A 13,890-nucleotide genomic window follows, 5' to 3' on the forward strand; every position below is an offset into this window, starting at 1 on the left:
TCCGCTTTATTCGCTTTTCTCGCCCGCATCCGTGTCCTATTGATTTGCCATGATAATCAGCGTGGAGCATTTCCGTTTTTCTCCGAATCACGGAAATGCTCTATCTCTTTGATCCACGCAATTCCGGACGCAAACCGCTACGCGCTTTTGCTGGAATTGCTCCAGGGAGAAGGATTTCATGAGCGGATATGTTCTGGCGATCGATCAGGGAACAACGTCGACACGGGCGATCGTTTTTGATGGCACCATGCAGGTCGTCGGCAAAGGCCAGAAGGAATTCACTCAAATCTATCCGCGCTCCGGCTGGGTGGAGCATGATCCTGAGGAGATCTGGGATTCAGTCGTCTCCACCATCCATATGGCGCTGCGTGAAGCCAAGGTGATGGCGAAGGACATTGCCGCGCTTGGCATCACCAACCAGCGCGAGACCGTTGTTGTGTGGGAGCGCGAGACCGGCCGGCCGATCCAGAATGCCATCGTCTGGCAGGATCGACGCACGGCGAGCTACTGCGACAACCTGAAACGGCAGGATCTGGAACGGGTTTTCACAACGAAGACCGGACTCATCCTTGATCCCTATTTCTCCGGCACGAAGCTCTCCTGGATGCTTGCTAATGTGAAGGGGGCGCGGGCGCGTGCGGCCCGGGGCGATCTCTGCTTCGGGACGATCGACACCTTCCTGATCTGGCGGCTCACCGGCGGCAAGAGCTTCGTCACGGATGCCACCAACGCCTCACGCACGCTGATGTACAACATTGCCGAAAATGCATGGGACGAGGATCTGCTCGACATTCTGAGAGTGCCGGCCGCCATGCTGCCTGAGGTCAAGGATTGTGCCGCCGATTTCGGCACGGTCGATTTAGAGATATTCGGCGCTGCCATCCCGATCCTCGGCGTCGCCGGCGATCAGCAGGCGGCGACCATCGGCCAGGCCTGTTTTGCGCCGGGCATGCTGAAATCGACTTACGGCACGGGCTGCTTTGCGCTGCTCAACACCGGCACAGACATGGTGCGTTCGAAAAACCGGCTGCTGACAACAATCGCCTATCGCCTCAACGGCGAGACGACCTATGCGCTTGAGGGCTCGATCTTTATCGCGGGTGCTGCCGTGCAATGGCTGCGGGACGGGCTTCGCATCATCGGCAGTGCCGCCGAGACCAACACGCTTGCCGAAAAGGCCGATCCGACGCAGGAGGTCTATCTCGTGCCCGCCTTCACCGGCCTCGGCGCGCCATATTGGGATGCCCAGGCGCGCGGCGCGATTTTCGGGCTGACGCGCAACAGTGGGCCCGCTGAGCTTTCCCGGGCGGCGCTCGAAGCCGTCTGCTACCAGACCCGCGACCTGCTCGACGCCATGCAGAAAGACTGGAAGAACGGCGCCGAAGATACGGTGCTCCGCGTCGACGGCGGCATGGTCGCCTCCGACTGGACGATGCAGCGCCTCGCCGACCTGCTCGACGCGCCGGTCGATCGCCCGGTGATCCTGGAGACGACGGCGCTGGGCGCGGCCTGGCTCGCCGGCAGCCGGGCGGGGGTGTGGCCTGACAGGGATGGGTTTTCGGCGACATGGAAACGCGACCGGCGTTTCGAGCCTGACATGGACGAGAAGGTGCGGGCGGCAAAACTCAAGGGTTGGAAGAATGCGGTCAAGCGGACGCTTACCGAAGGCTAGCCTTCGGTAAGCGCCTTGGTTCCTGCAACCGCCGCTGACCCGGATAATTTTTTGATGCGGCCTGTCGGCTAAGCGGTTACTCCTTCGTCATTCGGAAAGAGGAGTGACCGATGCTTTATGCAATCCTTTGTTACGCCCATGAGGAAACCGTCTTCGCCTGGACCAAGGAGGAGGAGGCTGCCGTCATGGAAAAGCTTTACGCCGTGCAGGAGCCGCTTGCCAAAGCCGGTAAGCTGGGTCCCGTTGGTCGGCTGATGCCGACGACGGCGGCGACGACCGTTCGCAAGGGCAAAGACGAGGCTCTCGTCATCGACGGGCCTTTCGCGGAAACGAAAGAGGCGCTTCTCGGCTTTTACGTGGTTGACTTCGAAACGCTGGAGGAGGCGGTCGCCTTCTCGAAACAGCTATCCGCGGTCAATCCCGGCTCCTCCTCTTACGAAATTCGGCCTTTCTACGTGTTCAGGCCGGGAGATGCTGCATCATGACCGACATTGCCTGGATCGACCTCGCGCTTGCCTCGGCCCGCCCGAAGGCGCTCGGCGCGCTGCTGCGCTATTTCCGCGATCTCGATACCGCGGAGGAGGCGTTTCAGGAGGCATGCCTGAGGGCGATCCGGACATGGCCGGAAAGAGGACCGCCGCGCGATCCGGCGGCATGGCTCATTTTCGTCGGTCGCAACAGCGGCATCGATGCGGTGCGCAAACGATCGAAGCTGCAGGCGTTGCCGGACGAGGACGTCATTTCCGATACTGAGGATGCCGAAAGCGACATTGCCGAGCGGCTGGATGCTTCCAATTATCGCGACGATATCCTGCGGCTTCTCTTCATCTGCTGCCATCCCGATCTGCCGGCGACGCAGCAGATCGCGCTGGCGCTGCGCATCGTCTCCGGCCTTTCGGTGACGCAGATCGCGCGCGCCTTCCTGGTCTCCGAAAGCGCCATGGAGCAGCGCATCACTCGGGCCAAGGCGCGCGTCGCCAAGGCGGGAGTGCCTTTCGAAACGCCGAGCCCTGAGGAGAGGGCCGAACGCCTGTCGATCGTCAGCACGATGATCTATCTGATCTTCAACGAGGGCTACACCCAGGCGAATCCCAAACATGAGGCGGCCGCCTTCAGCGACGAGGCGATCCGGCTGGCACGGCTGATGCTGCACATGTTTCCGTCCGAACCGGAACTGATGGGGCTGCTTGCGCTCATGCTTCTGCAGATATCGCGCCGCCCGGCGCGTTTCAGCGCCGAAGGCGAGATCGTGCTGCTCGAGGATCAGGACCGCTCTCTCTGGAACCAGCTTTTCATCAATGAGGCCCTGGCGCTGCTCGACAAGGCGCTACGCCACCGCCGGCCCGGCCCCTACCAGCTTCAGGCGGCCATCGCCGCCATCCATTCGCGCGCGAAACGTGCCGAAGACACCGACTGGACGGAAATCGATCTGCTTTACCGGGCGTTGGAGCGTATTCAGCCCTCGCCTGTCGTAACGCTTAATCGCGCGGTCGTCGTTTCCAAGCTGCATGGGCCGCAGGAGGCGCTGGATCTCATCGATCCGCTCGGCGAGAAACTCGGAGGCTATTTCTATTATCACGGTCTGCGGGGCGGGCTGCTGAAGCAGCTCGGTTTGACCAGCCAGGCGCGCGAAGCCTTCGACCATGCCATCGCGCTTGCCCATTCGGCGGCGGAAGCCGCGCATATCCGCCGGCAGATCGACAAGATGCAGGAAGAGGCGGCGCAGCCGATTGCAAATTAATTCTTCGTGGTGTCGGAACGGCGAAGTTTACACGTCCTTGTAACAACCTGAGACGAAACAGGTTTCATTCAAACGGAGAGATGTTGAAATGACCGCCAGCACGCAACATGAACTCGTCCTTATCAGGGAATTCCACGCCCCGCGCGATAAGATCTTCAAGGCATGGACCGATCCGGATCTCGTGAAGCAGTGGTTCGTCCCGCGCCCGTGGAGTGTGGCAGACGCGACGCTCGATGTGCGCCCCGGCGGCGCGAGTGTTGTCGTCATGCAGGATCCCGAGGGCAATCGGTATCCGAATCATGGCGTCTATCTCGAGATCGTCGAGAATGAGAAGATCGTCTTCACCGACGCCTATACCAGCGCCTGGGTGCCTGCCGAAAAGCCTTTCTTCACCGGTGTCATTCTGCTCGAAGACCTCGGTAACGGCAGGACGAAATATACAGCCAAGGCGCTGCACTGGCGCGCCGAAGACAAGGAAGCGCACGAGAAGATGGGCTTCCACGAGGGATGGGGCAAGGCGGCCGATCAGTTGGCGGAATTGTTGGCGAAAATGTGAGCGGCGGGGACGGCGTGGTGAAGGCTGTGCCGTCCCGTGCTTCAAGTGTGGCACGAGGCGGTTTGGAAGATGATTCCACCTGTGCTTCGAAGTCGTTGAATTCAGATTCTATCCTGTGCCAATCTGCTGGTATGAAAGGGTACGTCTATATCCTCGCATCCGGACGCAACGGCACGCTCTATACCGGCGTGACGCGTGATCTTGCCGGCCGGCTATACGAGCATCAGAATGAGCTGACGCCGGGTTTTACGTCGAAGTATGGTGTCAAGACACTGGTGTGGTTCGAGGAGCATGATCTGCTGACGACAGCGATCACGCGCGAAAAGACGATTAAGAAATGGCCGCGACTGTGGAAGCTCAATCTGATCGAGCGGGAGAATCCTGAATGGGAGGACATTTCGTTTCATCTCTTGGGCCTGTGAGAGGAGAAGTCTCCTGTCGCGCGGACGCGCGACTGCTGGATTCCTGTGACAAGCACAGGAATGAGGGAGTTCTTGGCAGTCGCAGAGGTCAACAACGATGGTTCACGCAGTTCAGCATCTAACAAAAACGCTCTGAATAGTATGGGATATGGTTGGCCAGGTGCGCACCATTTGCTCCCTCATTCCTGTGCTCGTCACAGGAATCCAGCAGCGCCATGTCCATGGCGCAGGGACTCTTTGCCATCGTACAATGTTCGCTCAGTTAGATGTAGCTGAGGGTGCGAACCTTTAATAACTGCCGCCGCCTATCAAGATTCTCGAACAATCCGTTCCACAATTTGTGTTTGCGCTCCATCGCCGCCATCCTTATCTCCGGATCGAGTTCAACAGGATGCCGACGATGGAACTGGGCCTTTACACATTCGCCGATGTCAATCCCAATCCCTCCCGCAGCAAGGGAGCGGAAGGGGCCGAACGGCTGAAGCATCTGATCGAGGAGATCGAGCTTGCCGATCAGGTGGGGCTCGATGTCTTCGGGCTTGGCGAACACCATCGGCCGGACTATGCGGCGTCCGCTCCCGCGGTGGCGCTGGCGGCTGCGGCCGTCAAGACCAAAAACATCCGGCTGACGAGCGCGGTTACTGTGCTCTCCTCCGACGATCCGGTGCGTGTGTTCCAGCAGTTTTCGACGCTTGATCTCATTTCGAACGGCCGTGCCGAGATCATGGCAGGGCGTGGCTCGTTCATCGAGTCTTTCCCGCTGTTCGGCTACAACCTCGAGGATTACGACCAGCTTTTCGAGGAGAAGCTCGATCTGCTGCTGGCGCTGCGCGATGATGAGACTGTCGCGTGGAAGGGTGAGCTTCGCGCGGCGATCAACGGACGCGGCGTCTATCCCAGGCCGCTGCAGGATCCACTGCCGCTGTGGATCGCGGTTGGCGGCACACCGCAGTCGGTGGCGCGCGCCGGCGCGCTCGGACTGCCGGTGGCGCTCGCGATCATTGGCGGCGAGCCGCGCCGTTTCGCGCCGCTCTTCGATCTCTACCGCGAGGCTGCGCGCCGGGCCGGGCAGGATCAGGCGAAGCTGAAGACCAGTATCAATGTCCATGGCTTCATCGCGGACACGACGGAGAGAGCCGCCGACCAGTTCTACGGACCACAGGCGGAGGTGATGAACCGCATCGGCCGCGAGCGCGGCTGGGGACCGACGAGCCGGGCGCATTTCGATCTTTCGCGCGGGCCGAACGGCGCGCTTTTCGTCGGCGATCCCGAGCGGGTCGCGGAAAAGATCATCGCCCATCACGCGATATTCAAGAACGACCGCTTCCTGCTGCAGATGGCGATCGGCCTGATGCCGCATGATCAGATCATGCGTGGCATCGAGCTCTACGGGACGAAAGTGGCGCCGATCGTCAGAAAGGCATTGACTGAAAAGAGCGAAGGAGTGAAAGCCTCAGTTTGAGGCGGCCGCGGCCGCCCTGTGGAAGGGCGGAACAGACGAATGGTTATCGCAAACGACGACGAACTGGTGAAGCTCAAGGAGATCGGCCGCATCTGCGCCAATGCCATCCAGGTGATGGCGGCAACGATGGAGCCCGGCATGACGACGCTGGAGCTCGACCAGATCGGCCGCAAGGTGCTCGAAGATGCGGGCGCACGCTCGGCGCCGGAGTTCTGCTATCAATTTCCGGGCGCGACCTGCATCAGCATCAACGAGGAAATCGCCCACGGCATTCCCGGCCCGCGCGTCATCCGCGCCGGCGATCTCATCAATATCGACGTCTCGGCCGAGAAGGACGGCTTCTTCGCCGATACCGGCGCCTCCTTCGCGGTGCCGCCCGTCAAGCCGAAAATCGAGCGGCTCTGCCGCGACGGTAAGCGGGCGCTCTGGGTCGGGCTCAACCAGGTGAAATCGGGCGAATCGCTGGCAAAGATCGGCACCGCCGTCGGCGCTTTCGCGCAGAAGAACCGCTATACGCTGGTCGCCAATCTGGCGAGCCACGGCGTCGGCCGCTCGCTGCACGAGGAGCCGGCCGAGCTCTCGACCTGGCCGGATCCTTCGGAAAAGCGTGTGATGACGGATGGCCTCGTCTTCACCGTCGAGCCATTCCTTTCGCTCGGCGCGACATGGGCCGAAGGCGGCGACGACGCCTGGACGCTCTATGCCGATCCGAAGGCGCCGACGGTGCAGTTTGAGCATACGGTGGTTGCGACGCGGAATGGGCCGGTGATATTGACGCTGCCGGATGGGCGGGTGTAGGGCTGGGGTCAGTGGGCTCGCCCTTGGGCTTGGAATCTTCAGGTCGCTTCGTGGGGAGCGCTCACCTCTCCTTTTTGTTCCTGTGCTTGTCACAGGAATCCAGCCACCGCGCGTCTGCGCGGTGATTGACCCATATACAATTGAAGAGAGTCTCCAGCGCCCAAGGACTTGGGCGCACGGGATTCCTGTGACAAGCACAGGAAATGAGGGTGGTTGTGGTGGGCGCACATGTCAGTTCATTGGTCTTGACCGCCACGTCCCTTCGCTCCCGCGCTTCGATCTGCGCCTAGCTGTTGTGGTTCAAAAACGGCGGTTAAATCCAAGTTTTCGCAGAATTGATCGATCGATCAGAAATACTCGTTTGTGGCCTTTGCGTTGCAGCGCGATAAGCGGTGCATGCTTTCCCGCCCGCCTCGCTCCGCGCCGAATCTCGTCTCTATCGCCGCTGCCGGCGCCGTCGCCATGGCGGCGGCCATGGGCTTTGGGCGCTTCTCCTACACGCCGATCCTGCCCGGCATGATGAGCGGCGTGCCGCTTTCGGCGGCGGATGCCGGCTTTATCGCGTCGGCGAATTTCGTCGGTTATCTCGTTGGCGCCGTGCTGGCGGCTTATGGCTGGGCGGCGGGGCGCGAACGGCTGGTGGCGCTCTTGGCACTGCTTGCCAACGCAATCCTGCTCGCTGCGATGGCGGCCACCGATTCCGTCGCGATCTTTGCGGTCATCCGGCTCCTGGCCGGCCTTGCCAGCGCCTTCGCGATGGTGTTCACCTCGTCGATCGTGCTCAGCCACGGGGCTGCTGCCGGCAATGACCATGTGCAGGCGGCGCATTTCGGCGGGCCTGGAGCGGGCATTGCGCTTTCGTCGGTCATGGTGCTCCTGATTGGTCTTGGCTTTCACGATGAGCCGGGCGGCTGGCGCGCCGATTGGATCGGCGGGGCGCTCTATTGCGCGGCAAGTCTCGCCATCGTCTGGTGGCTCTTGCCCACGGCGCCGGCACAGGCAGCGCGGTCGGGCAAGGAACCGGCGCTCAACTGGAGCCGGCCGATGGTGCTTGTCACGCTGTCCTACGGCCTGTTCGGCTTCGGCTACGTCATCACCGCGACCTTCCTCGTCACCATCGCACGCATGGCGGCGACGGGAGCTTTCGTCGAATTTCTCTGCTGGTTCATTGCCGGCGTGACGGCGGCGGTGGCGCTGTTTGCCTGGAAGCCGCTCGTCAGACCGCTTGGACTCGGCGGCGTCTATGTCGCGGCGCTTCTCATCGAGGCCGCCGGTGTGCTCGCCACCGTAGCGCTGCCGCCTTCGGTCGCGCCGCTGATCGGCGGGGCGCTATTCGGGGCGACGTTCCTGGCGATCACGGCCTACGGACTGCAAATCGGCCGCAAGCTTTCCCCGAAGAGTCCGCGGCGGATCCTGGCGATGATGACGGCCGCCTTCGGCGTCGGCCAGATCGTCGGACCGATTGTTGCCGGCTGGATTGCCGAACGCTCGGGCAGCTTTACCCTGCCGACGGTGATCGCTGCCGCAGCACTTCTTGTCTGCGCGGCGCTCGTAATGCCCGTCATCAGGAAAATCGCCTAACCGATTACATCTGCGTAACAATCGGCTGAACCCATTGCTGCTTCCTTCGAACTGCCTTAGTTTCCGGCACAATCAGTGTTCCGACACTCCCGAGACTCACAGTTCAGGAAAGCAAAGCTCCCCGTGTTTCATTCCTTCTTTCCCCAGCCGAAACCTTTCTTCATTTCGCTTGTCGTCTGGACGCTAATTTCAATATTGGGCTGGTATTTCTTCGCGGCCGGTCTCGGCGCGTCGCTCGGATTTGCACCGGTTGCAGAAGAGCAGCAGCCGATCGATCTTTCCTTCTTCTTGCTGCCCGAAAATGTTTGGTTTTACAGCTATTTCTTTCTCTCGGCGATCATCTTCTGCGGCGCTTGGCATCTGAAGGCGCTGCACCATCCCTGGAAGCTGTGGTCGATCTGGGGTTCTGCGCTCATCATTTTTGTGACCTATTTCGGCGTGCAGATCACGGTCGTGATCAACAATTGGCGCCGCCCATTCGGCGACCTTCTGCAGAACGCCCTGTCGAAGCAGCCGGGCATTTCCGTCGACAATTTCTACAGTCTGATGTGGGTCTTCTGTCAGATCGCGTTCCTCAGCATGTTCGTGTCGATCATGACCGACTTCTTCACCAGCCACTACATCTTCCGCTGGCGCGCCGCGATGAACGATTTCTATATGTCGAAGTGGGAAAAGCTGCGGCACATCGAAGGTGCTTCACAGCGCGTGCAGGAAGACACGATGCGTTTTTCGAGCACGCTCGAGGGTCTCGGCATCAGCCTCATCAATTCGGTGATGACGCTCGTGGTCTTCCTTCCGATCCTTCTGGCACTGTCGCACTATGTGACTGAACTGCCGGTCATCGGCCCGCTGGCGAATTCCCTGTTCTGGCTGGCGCTGTTCTGGTCGGCATTCGGCACGCTGCTTCTGGCGGTCGCCGGTATCAAGCTGCCGGGCCTGAACTTCCGTAATCAGCGCGTGGAAGCCGCCTATCGCAAGGAACTCGTCTATGGCGAGGACCATGCGGAGCGGGCGCAGCCGCTGACAGTCAGGGAGCTTTTCAACAACGTTCGGCGGAACTATTTCCGCATGTATTTCCACTACATGTATTTCAATGTCGCCCGCTATTTCTACATTCAGGCGGACGCGCTCTTCGTGGTCTTCATGCTGGTGCCGACGATCGTGGCCGGGACGATCACCTACGGCATCTTTCAGCAGATCTCGACGGCCTTCGGCCAAGTCAGCAATTCGTTCCAATATCTGGTCAATTCCTGGACGACGATCATTGAGCTGCTCTCCATCCACAAGCGCCTCAAGGCCTTTGAGGCGGCCATTGACGACGAGCCGCTGCCTGCGATCGATCGACACTATCTGGAGCGCGAGGCTGGTGTCGTGCATGCGGATGGTTGATGCCTAGGATTTGGCTGGAGCGGGCGAGGTGGTGCCATGCGGCCCCCTCATCCGGCTGCCACCACCGACCGGGGTCGAGCCACTGGTCTCGACCCGTCCTTCGGACCCCCGAGGGGAGAAGAGACTCGTGGCAATGCCTCGCCTTGATCCATCGCTCGAGAGAATTTTCGTGGACTTTGCGATTCCCTCTTCTTCCCAGAGGGGAGAAGGTGCCCGTCAGGGTGGATGAGGGGGCCACACGGCACCACCCCCCGTTCTCAAAAGCTTTCGTCAGAGCCCCGACGTCCGCTCCAATTTCCCACGCGCCTCGATCATCGGAATCGCTTCGGAATAGCTCACACAGGCTACGTCCGCCCGAATGCAGACGTCGCTGACCAGGCGGTCGAGCGCGCGCCAGTAGGCGCCGCCGTTCATTTCGACGAAATGGAAGCCGAGCTGGAGGGGGATGCGGTCGCCGTTATATTGGCGGTCGAAGGCCTGGGAGAAGGCGGCGTAGGCGCGGTCTTCGAATGCCTTCGAATCCGCGCTGTCCTCCTCACCCTTGGAATGGCGGACGAAGAGGTTGTAGTCCATGCCGATGATCGGCTTTTCGCTGGGGCCTTCGGGGATCAGGGGGAGGCCGAAGCGGAGGATGCCGTCTTCTTCGACAGGCACGGCCGGGCCTTTGGTGACGAGGCTTGCGTCATAGGTGAAACCCGCCTTCTTCTCGGCGGCGATCATGTCGGTGCCCGCCGTCGCCGAGAGATAGGGGGCGCGAAAGCCCTTGATGCCGTGATCGACCAGATCCTGCCAGCCGGCGGGTTCTTCGAGGCCGACGCCCTTCCAGGCATTTTTCAACGTCGCATGGAAGGTCGCGTATTCGGCGGACCAGTCGGCCTCGCTCCAGAGGCGGCCGTCGAAATGGCCACAGGCATGGCTTGCTATGTCGTGGCCTTCGAGATGGGCGTGCCAGATATTGCCGAGGCGCTCGCGGATCTCGTCGTCGCTCCGGGCAAAGCCGACATTGGATTTTCCGGGTTTCTGGTGCGGCGCCTGATAGGCCTTCTTCGCCGCCTCGTTCATCAGGAAGGTGCAGGAAAGGAAATAGGTGAAATGGGCGCCGTTCCTGGCGGCCATCTCGCGGCTTTTCAGCCAGAGCGCGTTGTTGTGGGCACCGTCGAAGGAGATGATGACCAGTTGCTTCGGCCGGTCGGCCGCCTCTGCCACCGCGGGAAGAACGAGAGAGGCAATCAGACAGGTGGCGAGGAGAGGGCGAGACATGGGCACCGCGACAATTTGTTCGCGGTTTCCCTCCGATAGAATTGCGGCGAAGCTGCGGTCTTGCTGGTATTTTTTCCCGCCAACCGCTAAGTCATGTCAAACTGCACGGAAGGGACCGCAATGGCACTGCTTATCGTCGGCATCATACTTTTTCTCGGTGTGCACCTGGTGCGGGTGGTGGCTCCGGATCTGCGTCGCTCGATGATCGCGCGCCTCGGCGAGAATGGCTGGCGTGCCGGGTATTCGGTTGCGAGCATCCTCACACTGACCCTGTTGATCTACGGATTCGGGCAGGCCAGGCAGGTGACCGGCATGCTCTACAATCCGCCGGTCTGGATGGCGCATATCACCATTACGCTGATGTTGATCGCGCTGATCTGTCTCGTCGCCTCGCTGTTGCCGGCCGGACACATTGCGACCAAGACCAAGCATCCGATGGTGCTGTCGGTGAAGATCTGGGCGCTGGCGCATCTGCTTGCCAATGGCGAGACGTCGTCGGTCCTGCTGTTTGCGGCGTTCCTTGCCTGGGGCGTGATCGTGCGCATTTCGCTCAAGCGCCGCGAGCGGGCGGGGGAAATCAGGCGCCGGCCCTTCGTCTCGGCCAAGTACGACCTCTATGCCCTTGTCATCGGCATCGTCGTCTGGGCGCTGATCATCTGGAAGCTGCACGAATGGCTGATCGGCGTTTCGCCGCTCGCCATGTGACGAATCTTTCACATCCCCCTTACAATGGCGGCAAAATGGGGTAGAAGGCCGGAAATGTGCGTGTCATGCACATGCGTATAGGTATTTCCGCGGCCGGAGACGAGAATGGCATTCAACGACGACAGCTTCATCCGTGAAGTCAACGAGGAATTGCGGTCCGATCAGATGAAGGGCGCCTGGCGCCGGTTCGGCCGCTATATCATTGTCGTCGCCATCCTGATCGTCGCCGGCACCGCCGGCAAGGTTCTCTATGAATATTGGGACGACAACCGCTCCTCCAGCGCCGGCGACCAGTTTCTGGCGGCGATGAAGCTTGCCGACGAAAACAAGAACGACGAGGCGCTGGCCGCGCTTGAAAAGCTGGAGAAGGAAGGCCATGGCGCCTATCCGGTGCTGGCGCGCATGCGGGCGGCGACCGTCAAGGCGCAGAAGGGCGACGCTGCGGCGGCGATCACCGCCTTCAACGAAATCGGCAAAGACAACAGCGTTCCGGCTGCCGTGCGCGATGCCGCCAAAATGCGCGCGGGCTGGCTGCTGATCGAGAACGGTTCTTATGAGCAGGTTTCGGCCGCGATCGAAGAAATGGCCGTGCCGAGCAGCGCCTTCCGCCATTCGGCGCGCGAAGCACTCGGTCTGGCCGCCTACAAGGCCGGCAACATGGCGCAGGCGCGGCAATGGTTCCAGTCGATTGTCGACGACACCGGCAGCCCGCGTCCTGTTGCCAATCGCGCTCAGATGATGCTTGATCTCATTACCGCATCCGGCAAGGCGCCCGCCGCGCAGGGCTGAGTTTTAAGGAAAAAGAATGAGTTTCACGGTCGCCATCGTCGGTCGTCCGAATGTCGGCAAGTCGACGCTTTTCAACCGCCTGGTGGGCAAGAAGCTTGCGCTCGTCGACGATACACCCGGCGTGACGCGCGACCGCCGGCCGGGTGACGCGCGGCTGATGGGTCTGACCTTTACGATTATCGACACGGCCGGTCTGGAAGAAGCCGACGAGGAAAGCCTGCAGGGCCGGATGCGCGCGCAGACGGAAGCGGCAATCGATGAGGCTGATCTTTCGCTTTTCGTCGTTGACGCCAAGAACGGGCTGACGCCAGTCGATACTGCCCTGGCCGAAATGCTGCGCCGGCGCGGCAAGCCGGTCGTGCTCGTCGCCAACAAATCCGAGGCGCGCGGCTCCGACAGCGGCTTCTACGACGCCTATACGCTCGGCCTCGGCGAGCCGACGCCGATTTCGGCCGAGCACGGGCAGGGCATGCTCGACCTGCGCGACGCGATCGTCGAGGCGATCGGCAAGGACCGTGCCTACGCCAAGGAGGATGTCGCCGTCACGGACGTTGATATCTCCCACTCGGCCGATGAAGGTGAGGACGAGGACGAAGAGCCCGCTTATGACGAGACCAAGCCGCTCCGGGTGGCGATTGTCGGCCGTCCGAATGCCGGCAAATCGACACTGATCAACCGTTTCCTCGGAGAGGACCGGCTGCTAACCGGGCCGGAGGCGGGCATTACCCGCGATTCCATCTCGGTCGAATGGGACTGGCGCGGCCGCACTATCAAGATGTTCGACACGGCCGGCATGCGCCGCAAGGCGCGGGTGACCGAGAAGCTGGAAAAACTTTCCGTGGCCGACGCGCTGCGCGCCATCCGTTTCGCCGAGACCGTCGTCATCGTCTTTGACGCGACGATCCCTTTCGAGAAGCAGGACCTGCAGATCGTCGACCTCGTGCTGCGTGAGGGCCGCGCGGCCGTACTTGCCTTCAACAAGTGGGATATGATCGAGGACCGGCAGGCGGTGCTGGCGGATCTGCGCGAAAAGACCGATCGGCTGCTGCCGCAGGCGCGCGGTATCCGCGCTGTGCCGATCTCCGGCCAGACCGGCTGGGGCCTCGACAAGTTGATGCAGTCGATTATCGATACCGACAGGGTCTGGAACAAGCGCATTTCGACGGCGCGGCTCAATCGCTGGCTGGAGACGCAGCAGATCCAACATCCGCCTCCGGCCGTTTCCGGCCGCCGCATCAAGCTGAAATACATGACACAGGTCAAGGCCCGTCCGCCGGCCTTCATGATTTCCTGCACCCGCTCCGACGCGCTGCCGGAATCCTATACGCGCTACCTGATCAACGGGCTGCGCGCCGATTTCGATATGCCGAGCGTACCGATCCGCATCCATTTCCGCTCGCCTGATAATCCGTACGAGTCGAAGAAGAGGCGGACGTAGGGTTTAAGGGTGGTTGGGCTCTTACGCGGCATTGTTGCGCCGCGCGCCCGTTCTTCTGCTCGTCTAGCGGCGACGAC

General features: G+C 61.3%; 13 protein-coding genes. 12 read left to right on the top strand and 1 reads right to left on the bottom strand.

Annotated elements, in window-relative coordinates:
* The first annotated feature begins 178 nt into the window (after positions 1 to 178).
* The 9 genes from glpK to sbmA all read left to right on the top strand — a co-directional run bounded on the left by glpK (position 179) and on the right by sbmA (position 9,621).
* The gene (gene glpK, locus HJC00_RS17445) at positions 179 to 1,672 is read left to right on the top strand and encodes a glycerol kinase GlpK (RefSeq protein ID WP_221164411.1); all 1,494 of its coding nucleotides are present in this window, start codon (positions 179 to 181) and stop codon (positions 1,670 to 1,672) included.
* Positions 1,673 to 1,782: 110 nt separating this feature from the next.
* On the top strand, positions 1,783 to 2,157 hold the full coding sequence (locus HJC00_RS17450; RefSeq protein ID WP_210630371.1) for a YciI family protein: 375 nt from the start codon (positions 1,783 to 1,785) through the stop codon (positions 2,155 to 2,157).
* Positions 2,154 to 3,413 carry an RNA polymerase sigma factor gene (locus HJC00_RS17455; protein ID WP_210630372.1) on the top strand — a complete coding sequence of 420 codons (1,260 nt, stop codon included), beginning with the start codon at positions 2,154 to 2,156 and terminating at the stop codon, positions 3,411 to 3,413. Before HJC00_RS17450 ends, HJC00_RS17455 begins: the two co-directional genes overlap by 4 nt.
* 88 nt (positions 3,414 to 3,501) lie before the next feature.
* Positions 3,502 to 3,969 carry an SRPBCC family protein gene (locus HJC00_RS17460; RefSeq protein WP_221123038.1) on the top strand — a complete coding sequence of 156 codons (468 nt, stop codon included), beginning with the start codon at positions 3,502 to 3,504 and terminating at the stop codon, positions 3,967 to 3,969.
* 131 nt (positions 3,970 to 4,100) lie between these two features.
* Positions 4,101 to 4,391, top strand: coding sequence for a GIY-YIG nuclease family protein (locus tag HJC00_RS17465; protein WP_210631581.1), 291 nt, complete (start codon positions 4,101 to 4,103; stop codon positions 4,389 to 4,391).
* Positions 4,392 to 4,791: 400 nt separating this feature from the next.
* Positions 4,792 to 5,853, top strand: a complete 1,062-nt coding sequence (locus HJC00_RS17470) for an LLM class flavin-dependent oxidoreductase (protein ID WP_210630375.1) — start codon at positions 4,792 to 4,794, stop codon at positions 5,851 to 5,853.
* 39 nt (positions 5,854 to 5,892) lie between these two features.
* Positions 5,893 to 6,651: a type I methionyl aminopeptidase gene (gene map, locus HJC00_RS17475; protein ID WP_221123035.1), complete on the top strand. Its 759-nt coding sequence runs from the start codon at positions 5,893 to 5,895 to the stop codon at positions 6,649 to 6,651.
* A 396-nt stretch (positions 6,652 to 7,047) separates the two neighbouring features.
* Entirely contained in the window at positions 7,048 to 8,232 is a 1,185-nt protein-coding gene (locus HJC00_RS17480) for a YbfB/YjiJ family MFS transporter (protein ID WP_210630378.1), read from the top strand.
* 123 nt (positions 8,233 to 8,355) lie between these two features.
* Positions 8,356 to 9,621: a peptide antibiotic transporter SbmA gene (sbmA, locus tag HJC00_RS17485; protein WP_210630380.1), complete on the top strand. Its 1,266-nt coding sequence runs from the start codon at positions 8,356 to 8,358 to the stop codon at positions 9,619 to 9,621.
* A 270-nt stretch (positions 9,622 to 9,891) separates the two neighbouring features.
* Here the strand turns inward: sbmA and HJC00_RS17490 are convergent, their stop codons facing one another.
* Complete coding sequence (locus HJC00_RS17490; RefSeq protein ID WP_221155624.1) at positions 9,892 to 10,881, bottom strand: polysaccharide deacetylase; 990 nt, start codon at positions 10,879 to 10,881, stop codon at positions 9,892 to 9,894.
* Positions 10,882 to 11,001: 120 nt separating this feature from the next.
* On the opposite strand from HJC00_RS17490, the gene HJC00_RS17495 reads away from it, so the two are divergent.
* From HJC00_RS17495 to der, 3 genes are all read left to right on the top strand, one after another.
* A complete protein-coding gene (locus HJC00_RS17495; protein ID WP_221164412.1) occupies positions 11,002 to 11,586 on the top strand; it encodes an NnrU family protein in 585 nt (194 codons plus the stop codon).
* A 105-nt stretch (positions 11,587 to 11,691) separates the two neighbouring features.
* Entirely contained in the window at positions 11,692 to 12,375 is a 684-nt protein-coding gene (locus HJC00_RS17500) for a tetratricopeptide repeat protein (protein ID WP_210630386.1), read from the top strand.
* A 16-nt stretch (positions 12,376 to 12,391) separates the two neighbouring features.
* Complete coding sequence (gene der / locus HJC00_RS17505) at positions 12,392 to 13,813, top strand: ribosome biogenesis GTPase Der (protein ID WP_210630388.1); 1,422 nt, start codon at positions 12,392 to 12,394, stop codon at positions 13,811 to 13,813.
* The last annotated feature ends 77 nt before the right edge of the window (positions 13,814 to 13,890 follow it).

The sequence above is a fragment of the Rhizobium sp. NLR22b genome (genome assembly GCF_019685295.1).
Taxonomy (GTDB): Bacteria; Pseudomonadota; Alphaproteobacteria; order Rhizobiales; family Rhizobiaceae; genus Rhizobium.

Bases quoted from the DNA above. Each gene is read 5' to 3' on its own strand.
- HJC00_RS17500 (WP_210630386.1), top strand. From the start codon at position 11,692: ATGGCATTCAACGACGACAGCTTCATCCGTGAAGTCAACGAGGAATTG.
- HJC00_RS17465 (WP_210631581.1), top strand. From the start codon at position 4,101: ATGAAAGGGTACGTCTATATCCTCGCATCCGGACGCAACGGCACGCTC.
- HJC00_RS17460 (WP_221123038.1), top strand. From the start codon at position 3,502: ATGACCGCCAGCACGCAACATGAACTCGTCCTTATCAGGGAATTCCAC.
- HJC00_RS17495 (WP_221164412.1), top strand. From the start codon at position 11,002: ATGGCACTGCTTATCGTCGGCATCATACTTTTTCTCGGTGTGCACCTG.
- der (WP_210630388.1), top strand. From the start codon at position 12,392: ATGAGTTTCACGGTCGCCATCGTCGGTCGTCCGAATGTCGGCAAGTCG.
- HJC00_RS17450 (WP_210630371.1), top strand. From the start codon at position 1,783: ATGCTTTATGCAATCCTTTGTTACGCCCATGAGGAAACCGTCTTCGCC.
- HJC00_RS17455 (WP_210630372.1), top strand. From the start codon at position 2,154: ATGACCGACATTGCCTGGATCGACCTCGCGCTTGCCTCGGCCCGCCCG.
- map (WP_221123035.1), top strand. From the start codon at position 5,893: ATGGTTATCGCAAACGACGACGAACTGGTGAAGCTCAAGGAGATCGGC.
- HJC00_RS17480 (WP_210630378.1), top strand. From the start codon at position 7,048: ATGCTTTCCCGCCCGCCTCGCTCCGCGCCGAATCTCGTCTCTATCGCC.
- glpK (WP_221164411.1), top strand. From the start codon at position 179: ATGAGCGGATATGTTCTGGCGATCGATCAGGGAACAACGTCGACACGG.
- HJC00_RS17470 (WP_210630375.1), top strand. From the start codon at position 4,792: ATGGAACTGGGCCTTTACACATTCGCCGATGTCAATCCCAATCCCTCC.
- HJC00_RS17490 (WP_221155624.1), bottom strand. From the start codon at position 10,881: ATGTCTCGCCCTCTCCTCGCCACCTGTCTGATTGCCTCTCTCGTTCTT.